16 protein-coding genes are annotated in these 21,747 nt (G+C 60.2%); 3 read left to right on the plus strand and 13 right to left on the minus strand.

The window, feature by feature from the left end; all coding sequences use genetic code 11:
• Window positions 1–22: 22 nt before the first annotated feature.
• From I2D41_RS00310 to recJ, 5 genes are all read right to left on the minus strand, one after another.
• The gene (locus I2D41_RS00310; RefSeq protein WP_195363164.1) at window positions 23–1,459 is read right to left on the minus strand and encodes a transglutaminase-like domain-containing protein; all 1,437 of its coding nucleotides are present in this window, start codon (window positions 1,457–1,459) and stop codon (window positions 23–25) included.
• Between the two features lie 350 nt (window positions 1,460–1,809).
• The gene (fba, locus tag I2D41_RS00315) at window positions 1,810–2,676 is read right to left on the minus strand and encodes a class II fructose-1,6-bisphosphate aldolase (RefSeq protein ID WP_006234429.1); all 867 of its coding nucleotides are present in this window, start codon (window positions 2,674–2,676) and stop codon (window positions 1,810–1,812) included.
• Window positions 2,677–2,870: 194 nt separating this feature from the next.
• Window positions 2,871–3,554 (minus strand): MBL fold metallo-hydrolase, encoded by a 684-nt coding sequence (locus tag I2D41_RS00320; RefSeq protein WP_324249154.1) that lies wholly within the window; start codon window positions 3,552–3,554, stop codon window positions 2,871–2,873.
• Window positions 3,555–3,642: 88 nt separating this feature from the next.
• Window positions 3,643–6,003 carry a RelA/SpoT family protein gene (locus I2D41_RS00325; RefSeq protein ID WP_195363166.1) on the minus strand — a complete coding sequence of 787 codons (2,361 nt, stop codon included), beginning with the start codon at window positions 6,001–6,003 and terminating at the stop codon, window positions 3,643–3,645.
• Window positions 6,004–6,018: 15 nt separating this feature from the next.
• Window positions 6,019–9,306: a single-stranded-DNA-specific exonuclease RecJ gene (gene recJ, locus I2D41_RS00330; protein ID WP_195363167.1), complete on the minus strand. Its 3,288-nt coding sequence runs from the start codon at window positions 9,304–9,306 to the stop codon at window positions 6,019–6,021.
• 274 nt (window positions 9,307–9,580) lie between these two features.
• On the opposite strand from recJ, the gene I2D41_RS00335 reads away from it, so the two are divergent.
• Window positions 9,581–10,579: a bile acid:sodium symporter family protein gene (locus tag I2D41_RS00335; protein ID WP_195363168.1), complete on the plus strand. Its 999-nt coding sequence runs from the start codon at window positions 9,581–9,583 to the stop codon at window positions 10,577–10,579.
• Window positions 10,580–10,606: 27 nt separating this feature from the next.
• Here the strand turns inward: I2D41_RS00335 and I2D41_RS00340 are convergent, their stop codons facing one another.
• The 7 genes from I2D41_RS00340 to I2D41_RS00370 all read right to left on the minus strand — a co-directional run bounded on the left by I2D41_RS00340 (window position 10,607) and on the right by I2D41_RS00370 (window position 17,125).
• Window positions 10,607–11,407 (minus strand): DUF4931 domain-containing protein, encoded by an 801-nt coding sequence (locus I2D41_RS00340; protein WP_195363169.1) that lies wholly within the window; start codon window positions 11,405–11,407, stop codon window positions 10,607–10,609.
• A 3-nt stretch (window positions 11,408–11,410) separates the two neighbouring features.
• Window positions 11,411–12,088 (minus strand): copper homeostasis protein CutC, encoded by a 678-nt coding sequence (locus I2D41_RS00345; RefSeq protein WP_195363170.1) that lies wholly within the window; start codon window positions 12,086–12,088, stop codon window positions 11,411–11,413.
• Between the two features lie 175 nt (window positions 12,089–12,263).
• A complete protein-coding gene (locus I2D41_RS00350; RefSeq protein WP_006234438.1) occupies window positions 12,264–12,977 on the minus strand; it encodes an ABC transporter ATP-binding protein in 714 nt (237 codons plus the stop codon).
• Window positions 12,978–13,838, minus strand: coding sequence for an ABC transporter ATP-binding protein (locus tag I2D41_RS00355; RefSeq protein WP_195363171.1), 861 nt, complete (start codon window positions 13,836–13,838; stop codon window positions 12,978–12,980). It abuts the gene before it with no gap.
• The gene (locus tag I2D41_RS00360; RefSeq protein ID WP_195363172.1) at window positions 13,822–14,907 is read right to left on the minus strand and encodes a branched-chain amino acid ABC transporter permease; all 1,086 of its coding nucleotides are present in this window, start codon (window positions 14,905–14,907) and stop codon (window positions 13,822–13,824) included. Before I2D41_RS00360 ends, I2D41_RS00355 begins: the two co-directional genes overlap by 17 nt.
• Window positions 14,908–14,916: 9 nt before the next feature.
• The gene (locus I2D41_RS00365; protein WP_089573309.1) at window positions 14,917–15,798 is read right to left on the minus strand and encodes a branched-chain amino acid ABC transporter permease; all 882 of its coding nucleotides are present in this window, start codon (window positions 15,796–15,798) and stop codon (window positions 14,917–14,919) included.
• A gap of 139 nt (window positions 15,799–15,937) precedes the next feature.
• Window positions 15,938–17,125 carry an ABC transporter substrate-binding protein gene (locus I2D41_RS00370; protein WP_195363173.1) on the minus strand — a complete coding sequence of 396 codons (1,188 nt, stop codon included), beginning with the start codon at window positions 17,123–17,125 and terminating at the stop codon, window positions 15,938–15,940.
• Between the two features lie 583 nt (window positions 17,126–17,708).
• Here I2D41_RS00370 and I2D41_RS00375 point away from each other — a divergent pair.
• Together I2D41_RS00375 and I2D41_RS00380 are read left to right on the plus strand one after the other, a co-directional pair.
• Entirely contained in the window at window positions 17,709–19,052 is a 1,344-nt protein-coding gene (locus I2D41_RS00375; RefSeq protein WP_195363174.1) for a homoserine dehydrogenase, read from the plus strand.
• Window positions 19,053–19,266: 214 nt separating this feature from the next.
• Window positions 19,267–20,016, plus strand: coding sequence for an SDR family NAD(P)-dependent oxidoreductase (locus tag I2D41_RS00380; protein ID WP_195363175.1), 750 nt, complete (start codon window positions 19,267–19,269; stop codon window positions 20,014–20,016).
• Between the two features lie 121 nt (window positions 20,017–20,137).
• Here I2D41_RS00380 and I2D41_RS00385 read toward each other — a convergent pair whose 3' ends face one another.
• Window positions 20,138–21,700, minus strand: a complete 1,563-nt coding sequence (locus I2D41_RS00385; protein WP_195363176.1) for a cation:proton antiporter domain-containing protein — start codon at window positions 21,698–21,700, stop codon at window positions 20,138–20,140.
• Between the last annotated feature and the right edge of the window lie 47 nt (window positions 21,701–21,747).

Genomic DNA, 21,747 nt, shown 5'->3' on the forward strand with positions numbered 1-21,747 from the left:
GCTGCGGGAACGGCCTGTCCGCCTAATGTGTTCGGCTGAGATCGGAAATCAACCCGATAAGCTCAACCTTGCGTAACATCTCCCGCTTACGACATCCACGTCCGTCAACCGAGGCCTCGCCCATCTGGTTGTCATAGGGATCCTCGCGCATACCATCGAAAGCAGGCACAAATTCAGCCTGGAATCGATTGTTGGCCACCATACGCCACGGGTCGAGATTGCCAAAGTAGTGACGACGACGCCACTCCTCCCCCATCCTGCGTGCCGAGGAACCAAACGATACGTCGGCGTTAAGCCAACCGGTCTGTGGCGTATAGAACTCAGCCCAATCGTGCGGCCCCACCGAATCGGGCGCAACATACAGGCCGCTCTGCCAACGAGCAGGCACCCCCGCGATGCGGCACATGGTGATAAACGTGAGCGCCATAACGCCGCAATCGCCGCGGAGCGAATGCGCACAGTCGTCGGCAATAGATCCCAAAAGCAGGTACGGTGGCTGATAGCGATAGTCGATATGCTGTGTCAGGTAATCATAGATAGCACGAGCGCGATCGAGCGGATCCTCGAGTCCGTCAGCAACACCGGCCGTCAGCTGCTGCAGATACGGCGTAAATGCAATGTGCGGACGGTCCTCGGAAATATCCTCGGACAGCGGCGCGTCCATACACGGATGCGCCGGAAGCGCACCCCCATAGATATCGCGATAAGCGGCATCGATGTGATAACGATAGGTCACCGAGAATGAGCGCTCACTCGAAGAAGACCACGAGGCGGTACGCGCCGAAGCGTTCGCGGGAGCAACAGTACCCTCCGGCGTCATGTCGAGAATCTCGACCCGAGACTGCTGACGGCAGGCAGCCGCGACGGGAAGCCAAGCGCAAACGGTCTCCCCCTCTAGAGCGCCGGGGACAGACAAGGACGCCTGAAGCGTAATAACGCGAGTCAATCCGTTTTGCGACTCCATCTCCTTGAGCATCTCGTTGCGCAGTGCTATTCCGTCCGTAGAATCGGGACGCATGCCGGGGACCTCTTTGGGATATACGCGAAGCGAATCGAGGAAGTTGTCGAGAACGAACAGCTCGCCATCGATAAAGCGCCAGTCAATACGCTTACGGTCAATCAAATCGTCAAACTGCTCCTCGGTAAACTCAGGCCACTCCTCGCGAATCATCGCAATAGCCCGAGCGCGCGACACCGAAAAATGAAGCGGCGTCTCAAGCATGCGATACCGCTCGGCACGAACGCAGGCTGCCAGGGAAGGCTCAGGATTCTGCTCCAAAAGGCGATCGCAGGCGGCAACAGCCTGCGTCAAATACCCGGCATCCTTAAGACGAAGAATCTCAGGCGGTAGTCCAATATCGAGATGGCGAAAGTCATCGCAGCAAACATCAACAGAGCAACCAACAGGACCCTCGTCAATAACCTTCCCATCCGAAGGCAGCACATTAATAACAGCCATACCAAACTCCAAGTCATTAGAACTCTTGAAGTCCATTGTAGCGAGATAAAAAAGAAAGCCCCAACAAGGGAGCCATCAACACCGCCGAGCGGTAGTCAAAAAATGAATTCAGCCCAGTAACCCTGTAGCGAGTTAACAAAGGAGGCCCCGTTCACCCGGAGCTGATTCCGTCGCGCGACTTCTGGCGAAGCCAGTAGCCACCTTAATTCAGACTCGTAACCCTGCGGCGTTAAACGAAGGAAGCCCCGTCTCCCGGAACTGTTTCCTTGGCGCGACTTCTGGCGAAGCCAGGTGAGCGCAAAGGAAACAGTGTAGGGAGACGGGGCTTCCGGTGGGAAGTTTAGCGACGCTTACGCCTTGTTGACGGAGCCAAACTCCTCCATGAGCTCCTTGGTGCGGGCAACGATGTTGTCGCGACCAGGCTTGAGGAGCTTGCGGGGGTCAAAGCCCTTGCCCTGCTGATCCTTGCCGGCCTCGATGTACTCGCGAACGCCCTTGGCGAAGACGAGCTGCAGGTCGGTGTTGACGTTGATCTTGGAGATACCCAGGGAGATGGCCTTCTTGATCTGATCCTCGGGGATGCCGGTACCACCGTGCAGAACGAGGGGCAGGTCGCCGGTCTGAGCCTTGATCTCGCCCAGACGCTCGAAGGAAAGGCCAGCCCAGTCGGCGGGATACACGCCGTGGATGTTGCCGATACCGCAGGCGAGGAAGTCGACGCCCAGGTCAGCAATCTGCTTGCACTCAGCGGGGTCAGCGAGCTCGCCGTTGGAGGTCACGCCGTCCTCGGTGCCGCCGATGCCGCCGACCTCGGCCTCGATGGACATGCCCTTGGAGTGGGCAAGCTCAACGAGCTCCTTGGTGCGGTCGAGGTTAAGCTGGAAGGTCTCCTCGTGAGAGCCGTCATACATGATGGACGTGAAGCCGGCCTCGATGCACTTGAAGCAGTCCTCGTAAGAACCGTGATCGAGGTGAAGGGCGACGGGGACGGTAACGCCCGTGGCCTCGACGGCAGCCTTGACCATGTCGGCGCAGACCTTGAAACCGCCCATCCACTTAGCGGCACCAGCGGTGCACTGAAGGATCAGCGGAGACTTGGCCTCCTCGGCGGCCTGGAGAATAGCCAGGGTCCACTCGAGGTTGTTGGTGTTGAAGGCACCGAGAGCGTACTTGCCGGCCTCGGCCTTCTTGAGCATGTCTGCTGCGTTGACGAGCATAAAAGAAACCTCCTGTAAGGTTGCTCCGATAACGCCTGAGATTTTACCACGACATACCCGAGCATAAACGTTCGTTTGTTCACGAATACCATCCGATTGGACAAATTTTGACCGTTTGCCCCACAGAATCGACCCACTGGGGAAAATAGCTTGACGATTGAGCGGTCTTCGTGGTTCGAAAGACGGCTTCGAGCCTACATCTGCATAAACGGATTCTGCATAAGTTCGCGCGCCATCGTGGTCGAATCGCCATGGCCCGTCAAGCAAACGGTATCGGGCGGAAGCGTCTTGGCAAGTTTGGAGAGCGAGCGCATAATCGCCGCCTCGTCACCGCCGGAAAGATCGGTACGACCGTGGCTGCCCGGGAAAAGCGTGTCGCCCACAAAGGCGATGTTCCCCTGCTCGGTCGCGGCGAACAGCACGATGCCGCCCGGCGTATGCCCCGGCGTCTCGATCACCTGCAGACAGACGTCGCCCACCTCGATTGTATCGCCCTCGGCAAGCAAGCGCGTCGGCTCACCCGGATCGGGCGTCTCGATACCCCACATGGCGCGCTGCTCCTCGATATTTGCGCGAGGTACCGTCACGTCCTTAGCGCACAACTCATATAGTGCGCCGTCGCCAACAACAGCTCGAACCCCGGCGACCCCGCCAACATGGTCGGCATGACCGTGCGTGCAGACAGAGCCGAGTACGCGCACCTCGGGATGCGCGGTGCGGATATGCTCCACAAGACGCTCGCCCTCCCACGCCGGATCGACGATTAAGCACTCGTCATTCGAAATCACGGCGTAACTGTTGGTCTGAATCGGGCCGTTGACGAGCGCCTCAATCGAAGCCGCGCCTCGGGGTGTCAGGTCCAAAGTCATATCGCCCATGCGCATACCCTCCTTCTAAAATACGTTCGAGGCACCAAACGATGCCTCGAACGTAACCAATATCTATGATGCTGAGAGGCTCTCGCACCTACACACGGCGCTTGAGCTGAGCTCCGCCTTCGCCGGGCATAAGACGGCGAGCGTCGTAGACCGAATCGACACTGCTGATGGAAGCCAGCAGCGGATCCAGACCGCTCGCGTCCGAGATCTCGACCATAAAGCGCAGGGTTGCAATACCCTCGCGGTTGGTCGACGTGGCGGCAGAAAGGATATTGCCGCCCGCATCGCCAATGGCAATGGTGACATCCTTGAGCAGGCCCATGCGGTCCAGGCACTCGACCACGATCTCGACCTGGAAGAGGGTGTCGGCAGCGCCGTCCCACTCCACATCGATCATGCGCTCGGGATGTTCCATAAGACCCTTGACGTTGGGACAGTTGGCGCGATGCACCGAAACGCCACGACCGCGCGTGATGAAGCCGACGATGTCGTCGCCCGTCACGGGGTTGCAGCAATGAGCCAGACGGACCAGCAGGCCGCTGTTGCTCTCGCCCTTGACGATAATGCCGTTACTGGCGCTCTTGCCGCGCTTTTGAGGCTTGCGGTTGGAGCCGCGAGCGGGCTGCTTCACGACCTCGGCGATAGCCTCGGCCTTGGTGAGCTGTTCCTCGGGCTTGGGGTCCAAGATTTGCTCGACCTTATTGCCCACAGCGCGCGAGGCAACCTTGCCGGCGCCGACGGCGGCAAACAGGTCCTCGAGCTGCTTGAAGTTAAACTGCTCCGCCACGGCATTGAGCGCACGCGTCGAACGCGGCGTAGAAATGCCATAGCCACGCTTACGCAGATCCTTGGCCAGCATATCGCGACCGGCGGCAGCGTCGTCGTCCTTGGTCGCAGCGGCAAAATAGCGGCGGATCTTTGACTTGGCGGAAGGTGTCTTAACGATCTTGAGCCAATCGCGCGACGGCTTGGAACTCTTGTTAGTCAGGATTTCAACGCGGTCGCCCGTCTTGATCTCGTGCGTGAGCGGAGCCACCGCACCGTTGATTTTGGCGCCGACGCAGTGGTTTCCCACCTCGGTGTGAACGGCATAGGCAAAGTCGAGCGGCGTTGAGCCGGCACGAAGCGCCATGACCTCGCCTTTGGGCGTGAAGACAAAGATCTCCTGATCGAACAGATCGACCTTCAGCGAGCGCAGGTATTCCTTGGCATCGGTGATCTCGTCGGAAGCCGCCCAATCGAGCGAATGCTTGAGCCAGTTGATCTGGTCGTCCAAACGTTGAGCGTCATTGGTCTTGGAAGCAGACGATCCGCCCGACTTCTTATATAGCCAGTGAGCGGCAATGCCGTACTCGGCCTGCTCATGCATCTCGTAGGTTCGAATCTGAATCTCGAGCGGACGAGCCGTAGGGCCGATGACCGTCGTGTGGAGCGACTGGTAGTTATTGACCTTGGGCATGGCGATATAGTCTTTAAAGCGACCAGGCATGGGGTGCCACAGCGTATGCACCGCACCGAGCGTGGAGTAACAATCGCGCACCGAATGGGTAATAACGCGCAGCGCCACCAGGTCGTAGATCTCGGAGAACTCCTTGCCCTTGCGCTTCATCTTTTGGTAGATGGACCAATAGTGCTTGGAGCGGCCGTTGATCTGGAAGTCCTCCAGACCAATGCGGTTGAGCTCATCGGTAAGCGTCTTGATGGTCTCGGCAAGGTAGCGCTCGCGGACCTCGCGCGACTCAGCCACCATGCGCGCGATGCGCTGGTAGGCATCGGGCTCCAGGTAGAAGAAGGACAGGTCCTCGAGCTCCCACTTAATAGAGCTCATGCCCAGGCGGTCGGCCAAGGGCGCGTACACGTCCATGGTCTCGCGAGCCTTAAACAGGCGACGATCCTCGCGCAGGGCTGCCAGCGTTCGCATGTTGTGCAGACGGTCGGCAAGTTTAACGATGATGACGCGAATGTCCTTGGACATGGCGAGGAACATCTTGCGCAGCGTGAGCGCCTGCTTCTCGTCCATGCTGTCGACTTCGATGTTGGTGAGCTTGGTCACGCCATCGACGAGCTCGGCCACCGTATCGCCGAACAGGCCGGAAACATCGGCGAGCGAGGTCTCGGTATCCTCGACGGTATCGTGCAGCAGCGCGGCGCACACCACATCGCAGTCCATCTTGAGATCGGCCAAAATGATGGCAACCTCGACGGGATGGTTAATGTACATCTCGCCCGAGCGGCGCTTTTGGTTGCAGTGCTTCTCGGCGGCAAAGCAGTAGGCCTGCTCAACCTTAGAAAAGTCGTCCTCATTCATATATTTGAGGCACAGGCGCTCCAGCTTGTCGTAGCTGTCCGCCATAATCTCGGGCGGCAGCTCATCGGCATGCTTATAGTGCTCCATCTCCGAAAAAGGCTGGAGGGTGGAATCATGGGCGGTACGGGCTGCGGCATCCATCGAGGTCCCCTTCCCCTAGGCCCGCGGTACGATCGGGCGGTTAACTTTGGCTAGCATATCAGAAGCGCACGAATCGAGCGCCCAACTCCGGAAAGCCGAGAACTCCATGCGCGAGCGCAAGCCCTCCAAATAGCGAATTGACCTGCTCAATTGCACGCGGCCGGGGTTTTCGGCCATCGCGATGCGACGGGTGTCGTCAAACCCCGAAACGCGACAAAAACCAAGCTCTTCGAAGATTCCCAAGCCGCTTTCCACCGAGCGCTCGTCGACCGGCGTGCGAGCATCGATGGCAAGGCACATCTGCGCGATGTCGATATCGCTCGCGCTAAAGGAATCGTCCCCGGTCTTGCCGCGGTTGGAGCGCCACATGGTCTGCAGCGCGCGATAGAGCGTGACGAGCTCGTCGCGCTCGGGCGCATAGCAGTCGAGCAGGCGCTCGTTAATACGGGCGTCACGCGACGAATAGAGTAGATGGATCACGGCGGGTTGGCCATCGCGACCGGCGCGGCCGCTCATCTGGTTAAACTCAATGCCGCCAAACGGCATGTGATAGAGCACGACATGGCGAATATCGGGAAGGTTGACGCCCTCGCCAAAGGCGGATGTCGAGACGATGCAGCTGAGGCTGCCGTCTCGAAACGCCTCCTCTACGCGATGGCGGTCGGTGCGCGTAAGGCCAGCGTTATAGAACGCGATACGGGTCGCACAGTCGGGAACGCGTTTGCGTAGTGTCTTGGCGAGCGCCACGGACTGGTCGCGCGAATTGACGTAAATGACGGTCTTCTCCCCCGTCGCCACGATCGACACCAAACGGTTCTCGCGGCTCGCAAGATCTCGGTCGTCCTCGAGCTGCAGGTTCTCGCGCACCGTCTCGTCGACCACCGTGTGAGTGATCGGAAGCGTGCGGGCAAGCTCGGCCACGACCGGAGCCGTCGCGGTGGCCGTCGCGGCCATAACGACCGGGTCGCCCAGGGCTTTGAGGATATCGGGCATGTCGAGATAGGCGCTGCGGTCGCCGCCCTTGGCAAGGCCAGCGTGGTGCGCCTCATCGATAACGACAAAACCGATGCGCCCCGAACGCGCAAAGCGGTCGCGGTGAATGGACAGGAACTCGGGCGTCGTGAGCACGATGCCGGTACGGCCCGAAGCCAAGCCGGCAAACACGTCATCGCGCGCCGCCTCCACGGTCTCGCCGGTCAACACGCCGACGCCAATGCCGAGCGCGGCCATCGTCGACGAGAGGTGATAGGCCTGGTCGGCAACGAGCGCGCGCAGCGGATAGACAAAGATGCTCGCACGCCCGCGAAGAACCGCCTCGCGCGCGGCATGCACATGGAAGATGAGCGACTTGCCGCGCCCCGTTCCCATAACGGCCAGAACACTTTGGTGATCGGCCAGGGCATCGAGCGCCTCGACCTGCGCGCGGTGCGGCTGGTTCGAGCCTATAAAGCTATGGATAAGCGAGCGCGTCAGCTCGGTATAAGAAAGCTGGGCGAGTGTCTCGCGCTTACGCGACTCCAGGCGCAGGCCGGAATCCGCCGGCTGCACGCCACGACGAAGCTCGCATGCCGGATCGTCGACGCTGGGCAGCGTGGTATCGCGGACCAGAACATCCTTGATCATGAGCTTGGGCTTCACACGCCCCTGCCAATGCTCGGCAACGGCCTCGAACACCAAGTCGACAGCACTATCGCAGTTGATGAGCTTATCGATTTGCGGCACGCGGAACATAATGGCCGGCACGCTTGCGGCGCCATCGGTCGCCACAAAGCGCATGTGCTCGCCGGTTTTGCCCACCACGGCGCGATCGCACATCGTCACGCCCTCGGCGGCCAGCAGCGGCACCTTGTTGCCCTGGCCAAACGGCTCAAGACGGGAAATCTGCTCTATAGTCTCGATATTCAGCTCGGAAAGGTCGACCGTGGCGGCAACCTCGTCGATGTCTTCAAAGTCCTCGGCGGGAATCTCCGATAGCACGGCGGAAAGGCGACGACGGAATTCATCGAGCTTGGATGCCTCGATGGTCACACCCACCGCACCTGCATGTCCGCCGCGACGAATCAGCAGGTCGGAACAGCGCTCGACGGCGTCAAACAGGTTAACTTTGCCCACCGAGCGACCAGAGCCGCGCGCGATACCGTCCTCGATCGAGAACAGCAGCGCCGGCACGTGATAGCGGTTGGTCAGACGGCTTGCCACGATGCCCTTGACACCCTCGTGCCAGCCTTCGCCGCCCACGACGATCGCGCGTCCGCCGTCATAGGTCTCCTCGACCTTTGCCATGGCATCGCGCGTGAGCTCCGCCTCGATCTCACGGCGCTGGCGGTTGATTTCCTCGAGCTCAGCCGCCAGCGCGCTTGCTTCGATGGGATTGCGGGCAAGCAGCAGGTCGAGCGCCAGCTTGGGATCGGCCATGCGACCGGCAGCGTTTAAGCGGGGAATGAGCGAGAATGACAGGCCGTCGGCCGTAATGGTAGAAAGATCGGCCTTGGCAAGTGCGGCAAGCGCGATATAGCCGGGACGGGCCGTCACGCGCATCTGCTGGATGCCCTCGGCGACCAGTGCGCGATTCTCGGGCGTGAGCGGCATCATGTCGGATACGGTGCCCAGCGCCGCGACCTCTATCAGCGAACGCCAATACGACGGCTTGCCCAAACGCTCGCCCAGGACCTGCACCAGTTTGAGTGCCACGCCGGCACCGGCAAGCTCGCGCGAGGGACCCTCGTCCTCGAGCTTGGGGTCGGTCAGGGGCACGCCCTGCGGCACCTGGTCGGAAGGCTCGTGATGGTCCGTGACCACCAAATCGATCCCCAGGCTCTCCAGATAGGAGACCTCTTCCTTGGCAGCAATGCCGTTATCGACGGTCACAATCAGGTTGGGTTGGGCGAGCTCGTTGACGCGGTCGAGCGCCGCACGCGACAGGCCGTACCCCTCGTCAAAGCGGTGCGGGATAAACGGTGTGACATTGGCGCCAAACATCCGCAGCGCCTCGGTCAACAGACAAGTCGACGTTATGCCGTCGACGTCAAAATCGCCAAAGACGGCGATGCGCTCGTGACTGCGAACAGCGCGCTCAACGCGGTCGGCGACGACCGCCATGCCCGGAATAACGAGCGGGTCCGCCCAGTCGCGATCGAGCGAAGGCGTCAAAAACAGTTGGCCTTCCTCGATGGATGTAATGCCGTGCGCAACCATAATGCGCGCCACCAGCCCGGGTATGCCCAGGCCAGCCGAAAGCTCCTTTTCGAGCTCGGGGTTTTGCCGAGCGACCGCCCAGCGATGCGTCGTCTTAAGCGATGACATAGGCGCCCACCCCCGATAGGGGCAGGTCGCCGCGATACCTCTCACGGTTCATAGCGATGAGTCCTCTGTGTATGCCCGCTTCGGCAGGCAGATCTGTTGAACGGATTTATTATACCGTGCGGCACGGACGCAAAACGCCGCGGTGCGCCGCGGTTTCGGCAAACGATGGCGGTAATGGCCTCGAAATAATCGAGCGTTTCAGCCGCACGGACGCATACGAGCGTCTAGCATATCCATACAAACGAGTTCGCGGATAAAGGGAGTCACGGGACATATGAAGCAATGGGCTGGACTGGGAAAGTTCCTCGCGGGGCATATGCAGATCATCGTTCCGATTTGCGTGGCGCTCGGAGTGCTCTTTCCCCAGCAGATCGGCGTGCTCAAGCCCATTGTTCCCGCCTTCTTCGCCTTTATGACGTTTCAGGGCGCGCTCAGCAACACTTTTCACCAGGTAGCCGAGGTGTTCCACCGTCCGCTGCACCTGATTCTGGCGCTGCTGGTCTCGGCAGTGCTTATTCCCATCGCGGCGTATACCATAGGGTCACTCTTCTTTGGCTCCAACCCCAACCTTGTCTGCGGCATCGTGCTCGAGTACAGCGTGCCCGTGGCCGTCACCGCTTTTATGTGGATCAGCATGTTCGGCGGCAACGGCCCGCTCGCGCTCACTATCATCCTGACGTCCTCAGTTATCTCCCCTGTGACGATTCCGCTCACGCTTAAGCTCTTGCTGGGTGCCACCGTCTCGATCGATGTGCCGAGCATGATGCAAGACATGGCCTTTATGATCGCCATCCCCGCCGTGCTCGGCATCGTGATCAACGAGCTCACGCGTGGATGGGGACACGAGAAGCTCTCCCCCGCGCTCTCGCCCGCCTGCAAATTCATGATGATGGGCGTTATCGCCTCCAACTCCACCGCCATGAGCGAGTACGTGCTGCACATGAACGCGGTGCGCCTGGAAGTCGCCCTCTTTATTTTGACCTTCGCCATCAGCGGCTTTGTCATCGGTTTTCTGGTCGCCCGTGCGCTGCATCTGCCATATAGCGAGACGACTACCATGTGCTTTACCTGCGGCATGCGTAACATCTCTTCGGGCGCCGTCATCGCCACGCAATACTTTCCGGGCGAAGTTGTGTTTCCCGTCATGTGTGGAACGCTGTTTCAGCAGGTGCTCGCCTCGCTTATCGGGCATCTCTTTGAGCGTCTGACCGGCGAGGAGCGCGCCGCCCAGCGCAAGCGGGTCGAGGCCGGCCGCGACGCCATGGCACGCTAGACTGTCCGCAGTGTGCGGGCGCTCACTTTACGATGTGAGCGCCTCCAGATGTGCACGGAGTCGCTCCGCATCGACATCGAGCGTGGTCTCAGCATTGACCTGGGCCAAACGATAGCCGACAAAGTAGGGCGAAACCACCCAACGCGGCAGCGCCTTGGCAATGGTCCGACCGCCCAGGTGATAGAAGAACAGGTTATACGACTCTGCGCGACCACCGTGGTGCTCGTTCAGGATATAGCGCAGAGCTACCTGGATTGCATCGGCGAAGAGATCCGCCTCGGCTTGATCTCTCGTGTCATCGCTGGCGGCGATTCCCCGCGGGGCTGAAACGTTGATCTCAAAGAACCCCATGATGGGTTCGGTTGAGATGTTGGCCGAGATCCTCCCCTGTTGCCAGACATTGATGCCTTCGAAATTGGCGGAAGCCAGCGAAGCATAGCCGTCTTCCTGCTCCAAACCCACAATCTGCATGTGCGGATGAACGAGGCTACCGCCCGAGAGCGGACCCTTGTTCTTGTACATGAGCACGCTTCGATACTGCTGTGAATCGATCATCTGCTGCCAGCAACCCAGGGCAAACCGCATCACATGGTGGAGTTCATCCGGCTCATAGGTCACCAGGTCGGCATCGTGATCGGCCGACTCGATCAGCACGGTTTGACGGGTGGCGCGCAGGGTCTTGAACTTATTCTCGAGCCAAATACAATCGCCATCACGGCGAATGATGTCGGTGAGCCCTTCTGTATCGCAAAAGGGGCACGCGGTGCCGGGACGACGGTTGTCGTCGGGCTTACCGTTCGCCTGCTGAACGTCAAATACCAGCGCCACGGGTTATACCTCCAGCGGCACGATCTTGGTGCCATGGAGCTCGGAGACGCCTAGCGCCGCCGCGACCGCGTCACGATTTGCCGTAGTGATGCCGCCGCCGGGAAGGATGGTCAAACGATCACCCGCATACTCGATTAAACGAGCCAGGTGATCGAAATTATCCTCGATCGACGTACCGGCAGCGCCGCCATGCGTGAGGATGCGCGTAACGCCGCAGTCGGCAAGTGTATCAATCGCATCGAGCTGAGACTCGGGCGAGAGCTGGTCAAATGCCATGTGAAAGGTGATGTCGATGGGCTCACGCTTACATTCCTCGGTCGCGCAGCCCGTAGCCATAACGAGGGCGCCGAGGGTGAGCTCGTCGAGCGCCCAGCCGCCGGCACAGGGCTTACAGCAGCCAAAGACCAGGCCGTCAACGCCGGCGCTCACAGCAAGACCCAAGTCCATCTCCATCATGCGCAGCTCGTCCTGGTTGTAATGAAAGTCGCCACCACGCGGACGAATCATGCACATCACTCGCGCGTCGTGCTCGTGAGCGTAGCTGACTGTAGCGCTAATAACGCCGGCGGAAGGCGTGGTGCCACCGACGGCGAGGTTGTCACACAGCTCAATGCGCCCCGCACCGGCCTCGATGGCCACCGGCACTCGCTCAAAGTTCTCGGCACAAAACTCGTACAGCATAGATAGGCCCCCAAAGACAGCAGTTGTTTTCCGACGGGCATTGTCACACATCCCCATGAAGTTGCGGTGGAATAGGGACTGTTTTGGCCTCTGGAGCCCGTATTCAGTCCCTATTTCACCGCAACTTAAAAGGGGGCGCTGACCGGGTTGGTCAGCGCCCCCTTTGTTGAATGGATTAACCGCCCAGATAGGCCTTGCGGACGTTGTCGTCGTGCAGGAGCTCTTGGCCGGTGCCGGTCATGGTGATCTTGCCGGTCTCGAGCACATAGCCGCGTGTGGCGATGGAAAGAGCCATCTGTGCGTTCTGCTCGACCAGAAGCACCGTGGTGCCGGCCTTGTGCAGATCCTCGACAATTTGGAAGATCTGTTCGATCAGAATCGGTGCCAGACCCATGGAAGGTTCGTCGAGCATAAGCAGTTTGGGGTTACTCATAAGGGCGCGCCCCATAACGAGCATCTGCTGCTCGCCGCCTGAAAGGGTGCCGGCGACCTGGCGACGACGTTCCTTCAGGCGCGGGAACTGCTCGTAGACGCGCTCCAGGCCCGGAGCCACCGTGGACTTGGGCTGCGTATAGGCACCCATCTCCAGGTTCTCCTCGACCGTCATCTGCAAAAAGGCGCGACGACCCTCGGGAACCTGAGCCAGGCCCTTACCAACCAGCTTATCAGCGGGCGTATGAGTAATGTCCTCGCCCATAAACTTGATGGAACCGGTCTTGGAACGCAGCAGGCCCGAGACGGTCTTGAGCGTTGTGGACTTGCCGGCACCGTTGGCACCAATCAAGGCCACGATCTCGCCCTCGTTAACGTTAAAGGAGATGTCCTTAATGGCGTGGATGGCGCCGTACCAGACGTTGATGTTGTAGACGGAAAGCATCGGCTCTGCCATTTAGTTCTCCCCCTTATCCTGCTTGCCCAGATATGCCTCGATAACGGCGTCGTTGTTCTGGATTTCCTCGGCCGTGCCCTTGGCGATGACCTTACCAAAGTTGAGCACGCAGATACCCTCGCAAATATTCATGACGAGCGACATGTCGTGCTCGATAAGCATGATGGCAATGCCGAAGGTGTCGCGAATCTTAACGATGTTCTCCATGAGTTCCGCGGTCTCGGACGGGTTCATGCCGGCGGCAGGCTCGTCGAGCAGCAGTAGTTTGGGGTTGGTGGCAAGCGCGCGGACGATCTCCAGACGACGCTGAGCGCCGTAAGGCAGCGAGCCGGCCTGCTCGTTTGCCAGATGCTCCATATCAAAGATGGACAGCAACTCCATGGCGCGCTCGTGAGCAGCCTTCTCGTGCTTCCAATACGTCGGCAGGCGCAGCACGCCCTCAAAGCCGGAGTAGCGCTCCTGGTTATGCAGGCCGACCTTAACGTTATCCTCCACCGTCATGGTATTGAACAGGCGAATGTTCTGGAACGTACGGGCAATACCCATGCGGTTGACCTGGTAGACCGACTTGCCCGAAGTGTCCTCACCGTCGAGCAGGATGGTGCCGTGCGTGGGCTGGTACACCTTGGTGAGCAGGTTGAAGACCGTGGTCTTACCGGCACCGTTGGGGCCGATCAGACCGGCGATCTCGGTCTTGCCGATAGTCAGGCTAAAGTCGTCGACTGCCTTAAGGCCACCAAACTCAATGCCCAGGTGGATGCACTCAAGTGCCGGGCGCTCGCCCAGGTCGCGGTCGGGAACGATGGCGCCAGAAGGATACGGGACCATCTTGCCCTTGTTGAACTCAAATTGACTGGGCATCGGCTGCCACCTCCTTCTTAGAAGCAAAGCGGTCCTTAATGCGTGCGAAGAACGCCTTGAGCTGCGGGTTGTTAGTAAAGACCATGACCAGAATCAACACGATGGCGTAGATGAGCATGCGGTAGTCCGAGAACTGACGGAGTAGCTCGGGGAGCACCGTGAGCAGCGCCGCCGCGATAACGGAACCGCGCATGTTGCCCAGGCCGCCCAGGACCACGAACACCAGAATGAGGATCGACGTGTTGAAGTCAAACTTAGTGGCGGAAAGCTGCGAGAAGTTACCGCCGAAAAGGGCTCCGGCAGCACCGGCGAGGGCGGCGGAAACCACGAAGGCGATCATGCGGTACTGGGTGACGGAGATGCCCACGGACTCGGCAGCGATCTTGTTGTCGCGCACGGCAATAATGGCACGACCGGTACGGCTGCGAACCAGGTTGAGTACAATCACGAGCGCGACCATAACCAGGATTGCGCCGGCAAGGAAGGTCGAATAGGTCGACACGCCCGATGCTCCCTGCGCGCCCTTGATGATGGCGGTGCCGTCCTCGAGCAGGTGCAGGTCGTCGATCGTGGAGTTACCCGTGATGTTAAAGATCACATGCAGGCCGCGGGAATCGACGCCCACAATGAGGCAGGTGACAACCTCTTTGATGATCTCGCCAAAAGCCAGGGTTACGATGGCCAGATAGTCGCCGCTCAGGCGCAGGACCGGGATACCGATCAAGAAGCCCAAGATAGCAGCGGCGATAGCACCGACCACAATGCTGATGATCAGACGCATCGGATCGGACGGAACGGCGCTCTCCAGCGCGACGGCGGTGACGATGCCCGTATAGGCACCGACGCTCATAAAGCCCGCGTGGCCCAGCGACAAGTCGCCCGCGATGCCGACGACGAGGTTAAGGGAGATGGCCATGACGATATAGGCCGTGATGGGAACCAGCTGACCGGCGATCATGCGCGGGATCATGTGGTTGGACTGCATAAAGAACACGATGGCGAACGCCACAATGCACATGGCGTACGTGACAAAGTCATGACGCGTCTGCTTGTCTTTAAGAAACTTCATAACGCTCACCTACACCTTCTCGGGGACGTACTTGCCCAAGAGGCCGGCAGGCTTGACGAGCAGGACGATGATCAAAACACCAAAGACGATGGAGTTGGCAAGGCTCGTGGAAATGTAAGCCTGCGCCATCGCCTCGATGATGCCGATGAGAATGCCGCCGACAAAGGCACCGGGAATGGAGCCGATGCCGCCGAAGACGGCAGCGTCGAAGGCCTTGATACCAGGCATGGCACCCGTGGTGGGCTGCAACACCGGCGAGTAGGAGCACAGGAGTACGCCGGCGATGGCGGCGAGGGCGGAGCCGATGGCGAACGTCATCGAGATGGTGCGGTTGACGTTGATGCCCATGAGCTGAGCAGCGGCCTTGTCCTCGGACACGGCTCGCATGGCCTTGCCCATCTTGGTCTTACCTGTAAAGAACATCAGACCGGCCATGATAACCAGGCAGGCGACGATGGTGACGAGCGAGACGGCGCTTACGTTAAACTTGGCCAAGAACTCCGGCACCGGGAAGGTGACGAGCGAAGTGAAGTTCTTGGGCGTGGCGCCCCACAGAAGCTGAGCGGCGTTCTGCAGGAAGTAAGAAACGCCGATGGCCGTGATCAGAACGGCCAACGGGCCCGCCTGACGCAGCGGCTTGTATGCCAGACCCTCGATGAGAACACCGAGAACGGTACAGACCACACAAGAGAGAATTACAGATGCCCAGCCCGGGAGGCCGAGATACGACGTGGCACAGAACGAGACATAGGCACCGACCATGATGACGTCGCCGTGAGCGAAGTTCAGCATCTTGGCGATACCGTAGACCATGGTGTAGCCCAACGCGATGATGGCGTAGACGCTGCCCATGGACAGGCCGTTGACCAGGTATTGGATAAAGACCGTCATGTTCCACATCCCCCTTTCGAATAGGTTTCCAGTTAATGTATGAAACAGGGACGTTACACTGTCCCTAGATACCAAGCAAGCAGGGAAGGCCAAAACCTCCCCTGCTTGGGATCAAAACCGCTCTATGTAAGGCGGCCTATTAGGCCTGTACGTACTTGCCGTCGGTGATGACGTACGCCGTGGGCTCCTTCTGGACCTGGCCCTTATCGTTCCAGGTGAGCTTGCCGGTCAGACCGTCAACGGTAATCTTGAGCATAGCCTTGGACAGCTTCTCGGCGACCTCGGTCGGGTCGGCGTCGACACCAAGACCGGCCTCCTTGACGGCCTCGGCCACCGCGTGCACGCCGTCGTAGGCGTCGGCGGCAAACTGGTCGGGGGTATCGCCGTACTTATCCTTGTAAGCGTTGACGAAGTCGGCGTTCTTCTCGTCATCGGCGGAGAACGGGGTCATGAGCAGCAGACCCTCGGCAAGAGAGGTATCGAAGCCCTCAACGCCCAGGATGCCGTCCATGCCATCGCAGCCCATCATCTTGACGTCGTAGCCCATGTCCTTGGCGTTCTTGAGCAGTACGGACGCCGGCGTGTAGTAGATCGGCGCAAAGATCATGGTGGCGCCGGCCTGCTTGGCCTTGGTCAGCTGGTTGGTAAAGCTCGTGGCGGAGTCGTCCTTAAAGGTCTCCTCGTCGACAATCTCGAGCTTGGACTCAGCGGCCTGGGCCTTAAAGGAATCTGCGATGCCCGAAGAATAGGCGTCGCCGGAGTTATAGAACAGCACGAACTTCTCGTCCGCATACTTCTGCGCCAGGAACTTGGCAGCGTTGACACCCTGGTTGGGGTCGGTGAAGCAAACCTGGAAGACGCAATCCTTGCCGTCGGTGACGTCCTCGGAGGACGCGGACGGGGTGATCATGAACGTCTTGGGGTCGTTACCGCACTCGGCGGCAACGGCAACCGACGCACCCGTGGTGGTCGGACCGACGAGGGCCTGCATGCCCCAGTCGAGCAGGGTGTTGAAGGCGTTGACGGCCTTCTCGCCATCGGCCTGGTCATCCTCGGCCTTGCTGGCAAGCGGCAGCTCCTTGGTCGAGAAATCCTTGCAGCCAAGCTCGACACCCTGGGTAACGGACTTGCCGTAGGACGCGTTGGCGCCGGTCAGCGGGCCGATGGTGCCGATCTTAAACGAAGCGTCACTCGCAGCGGAACCGCTGTCGCCGCCGTTGGAGGAGCAGCCAGCTAGAATGGACATCGCCCCCAGACCTGCTGCGCTCGCGATAACGCTCCTGCGATTCATAACAGGGTTCAATGACTTACCGGTGAGGCTCGACATGCGGCTCTCCTCTCAAATCTCGTCGGGTTTCTGTTACCCGACAGGCCATCCTTCGCCGTGTTCGGCGTTCGCAAAATAGTAGACGCTTTAGTTAGGAAAAGTGGCGGTTATTTCGGCTTTTCTTTGGATTTGTTCATTTATCCATATTTCTGCGTATTTCTATTGCTTTATGCAGTAATGCCACTTTATTATGTGAAAGCAATGTTTCCGTTCTGTTACAGACATCCCCGCCCTGCATAAAACAGCCTCACCGGTCGCGCTTTATGCGCGCCTAGGCGGCGATGTACTTGCCGTCCTGGATCACATAGGCCGTAGCGGGCTTTTCGACCTGGCCCTCGTCATTCCACGCCGACGAGCGCCTGCATGCCCCAGTCGCACAGGGCAAACCTTATGGTGCAAACGTTGACAGTTTGTTACGGAGTTCCGTTTGTAGCGAGCGTGTTTCCAATGTTTCCGCAGCGTTTCGGGGGTGCCGTTTTATGCGGCTCCTGTTGCCTGGCAAGCACACGCCCTCGGTTCACGCTAGAATGCACTCAACCTGCAATTGGTTAATCCATCTATAAGATGCACGAAGGAGCTATCTATGAGCGAATCCCTGCGCACCGTGAACGTCGGCCTCATCGGTCTGGGAACCGTCGGCGGCGGCGTGGCCCGTCTGATCAAGAGCCACCACGATGAGTACCTGGCCGCCTACGGCATCGACCTTAAGCTGACCCGCGCCTGTGCGCTTGCCTGGGAGCAGGCCGAAGCAGCCGGTATTGAGCGCGAGGCCTTTACGAGCGACTGGCATGACGTCGTCACGGACCCCGCCGTCGACATCGTCGTCGAGCTCATCGGCGGCGAGCACCCCGCGACCGAAATCTTCACCACCGCCTTCGAGAACGGCAAGCACGTCGTCTCTGCCAACAAGGCCCTGCTGGGCCGTCATGTCGAGACGCTCGCCGAGAAGGCGCGCGCGTGCGGCGTGCAGATTAAGTGCGAGGCCAGCTGCGGCGGTGGCATCCCCATCGTGAGCACGCTTGAGCACGACCTGGTGGGCAACAAGATCCTGACCATCGCCGGCATCCTTAACGGCACCACCAACTACATCCTGTCGCGCATGGACGCCGAGGGCGCCGATTACGCTGACGTGCTCGCCGACGCCCAGGCAAAGGGCTATGCCGAGGCCGACCCGTCCGCCGACGTTGACGGCTTCGACGCCGCCAGCAAGACGGCGATCCTCGCCTCTATCGGCTTTGGCACCCGCGTGACCACCGATGATGTGTACCAGCAGGGTATCCGTACCATCGGCGCCGAGGACATCGCCCAGGCCCGCGAGCTCGGCTACACCATCAAGCTGCTGGGCATCGCACGCAACACCGACGCCGGCGTCGATGTCCGCGTGCATCCCACGCTGATTCCCGCCGACCATATGCTCGCCAAGGTCAACGGCGCCATGAACGCCGTCTACGTGGTGGGTGACGCCGTGGGCGAGACCATGTTCTACGGCGCGGGCGCAGGCTCCTTCCCCACTGCGAGCGCCGTCGTGGGCGATATCCTGTCGCTCTCCGAGCAGATCAGCCGCGGCGTGGCTCCGCTGCCCGAGATTGAGCCCTATGGTCACAACCTCGCCTTTAAGCCCATGGACGAGCTTCAGACCAAGTACTATGTGCGCCTGAAGATCGCCGACCGCGTGGGTGCCCTGTCCGAGACGGTCGATATCTTTGCCAAGCACAACATCTCGATCTCGCTCATCAATCAGGTCGAAGACGGCAAGTCGGGCGTCAGCGATGCCTGCTCGGTCATCTTCCTGACGCACCGCGCACTCGAGAAGGACGTCCAGGCTGCCGCCGCCGAGCTTGCCAGTGTCGACTGCGTGGCCGAGGTCGCCAACGTCCTGCGTATCGAGGACGTCGAGGCCTGGACCGAAGGTGTTATGGCCAACTAATCCAACGCTTGCCTAGCAATACACGCTTTGAGGGCTCCCGTCCGATGTGGGACGGGAGCCCTTTTGTCTCCTGCCCCAAGCACAACGGCAGAGTACATTTGCGCGAACCGCTCATCGGTAACGCGGGCTACCGTTCACCGATATGCAGACGCGACCGATTCCGGCTACCGCTACGCTGTGCTGCGAATGTCCGCCCGCGATGAGAGGAAGCACCATGTTGCTCGAGGGCAAGAAAGCGATCATCACCGGAGGCACGCGCGGTATCGGCTATGCCATCGCCTGCCGTTTTATCGAGGAGGGCGCCGCCGTCACCGTCTTTGGCTCGCGTCAGGAGACCGCCGGTGCGGCCGTTGAGAAGCTGACAGCCGCCTATCCCGACGCCAAGGTCTGGGGCCGCTCCTGCGACCTCACCTCGCTCGAGGCCGTGACCGAGGCCTTTACCCAGGCTGCAGCCGACATGGGCGGCTTGGACACGGTCGTCAACAACGCCGGAATCTCCCAGCGCTCGCCGCTGCTCAACTACACGGCCGAGGAGTTCGCCAAAGTCATGGACCTCAACGTCGTCGCTGTCTTTAACGGTCACCAGGCGGCCGCCAAGATTATGACCGAGGCCGGCCACGGCGGCACCATCACTACCACGAGCTCGATGGTCGCCAAGTACGGCCAGCCCTCTGGCGTCGGCTATCCAACGTCCAAGTTTGCCGTCAACGGCATGGTCCAGTCGCTCTCGCGCGAGCTCGCCCCCATGGGCATCCGCGTCAACGCCGTTGCCCCTGGCGTGACTAAGACCGACATGGTCGCCAACCTGCCCGAAGAGGTCATCAAGCCCATCGTCGCCACTATTCCGCTCGGCCGCATGGGCGAGCCCGAGGATGTCGCCAACGCTTTTGTTTTCCTGGCGAGCGACATGTCCTCCTATGTCACGGGCGCCGTGCTCCCCGTCGACGGAGCCGCCCGCTCCTAAAGGTCGCAAGCCACGACTTCGAACCTCAACGAGGCCCAACGCAAAAGGCGCGCTGTCTGCATCAACCGCAGGCAGCGCGCCTTCTATTATTTGGACGGAACCCGTATCCCGACATTCCTTGCTACTTGCCGTCGTCGTCCTCGGCTTCTTCTCTTGCATAGAGCTCTAGCATGCGGCGGCGATATTCGCGCACGGCGAGCTTGGCGCGCTCCAAGCGGCGGCGCTCACGCGGAGTCAGCTCGGACGGGTCAACCTCATCACCATAGGTCTTATCGGCAAGAAGATGCGCCGCGTCCACGATGCGGGCATCGATGTGGCCGCTCGCTGCCTCGGCGGAAAGACGCTCGGCAATCGTATCGAGCGTAGGCAGGCCCTCGAATACGCGACCATGGCCATGCGATGTCAACAGCTCGTGCTCGCGTGCGAGCAGGCTTGCCAAATCGTGATGAGCACGCAGGATGTCGAGCGCATCGGATGGATGCTCGGCAACTTCTGCCACGGCGGCAACCGGCGCGGCGTCGACCACACGGTAGAAGAGCTGCGCGAGCAATGGCATCAAGAACACCGTGATGGCACCGGCGGCAACCATGACCGACGCAATATCTTGCGACAGCGCGCCCGCGTTGACGGCAACGCTTGTCACGGCAACGATGATTGGCAGGGCCGTGGTGCAGTACAGGGCCACGGTAATGCGGCCATACGCCGACACATCGCGCGTCGCGGGACAAATGCCCATAGAGATGAGAATCGGCACGGCGCGAATGATCAGCAACGCCACGATAAAGCCCGCGAGCAAGCCCGGGCGCGACGCCACGGCCGTTAGGTCGATCTTTGCGCCCGATACGGTAAAGAACACCGGAATCAAAAAGCCGTAGGCCAGGCCGTCGAGCTTGGTCTCGAGCGTATGGTTACCCTCAGGAATGATATAGCGCAGGACAAAGCCGGCGGCAAAAGAACCCAGCACGATATCGAGGTCAAAGACGGCCGAAAACGCCACGAGCGTGACCAGGATGAGCACCGTCAGTCGCACGAAGGTCTGCGACGTGGTGTCGGCGCGTTCCTCGACAAACGAAAAGAAGCGGCTGCCGACGCGCCTGGAACGACTTGGGACCACGGCCAGCAACACGCAGACAACAGCAAACAGACCAAGAATCACGAGCGTCTGGATGCCGGTGCGGGCAGACAGCAGCACCGACATGGCGAGCACGGGACCGAGCTCGCCCCACGTACCATACGCGAGAATCGAATTGCCAACGCGTGTGCCGGTGAGCGAGCGCTCGCGCATGATGGGCACGAGCGTGCCGAGCGCCGTGGAAGTAAGGGCAAGCGTCACGGCGATACCGTCGAAATGACTAACCGAGAACCACGGGGTAAAGCGCACGGCAAGCCAGGCGATACAAAATGTGACAACCCACGTGGCCATACCGTAGCGCCCCTCGACGCCCGTGATGTTCTTGGGATCGATCTCAAAGCCGGCAAGCAGGAACAAAAAGGCCAGGCCGAGCTCCGACACGAGCGAGACCTCGGCATCTACATGGATAATGTCGAGCATATGGGGTCCCAGCACCGCGCCGAACACGAGCAAAAAGACCGTCTCGGGAACGGGTTTCCCGGGAATCGCCGAGGCGATGAAGGGGCTTGCAAAGGCCACGAGCGCGATGATGGCGAGCGAAACAAATGCCATGTGATGCCTTTCTCTTGTTTGCGCATCACTGTAGCACCCTCGCCGTC

It is taken from the genome of Collinsella aerofaciens (assembly GCF_015552075.1).
GTDB classification, from domain to species: Bacteria; Actinomycetota; Coriobacteriia; order Coriobacteriales; family Coriobacteriaceae; genus Collinsella; species Collinsella aerofaciens_Y.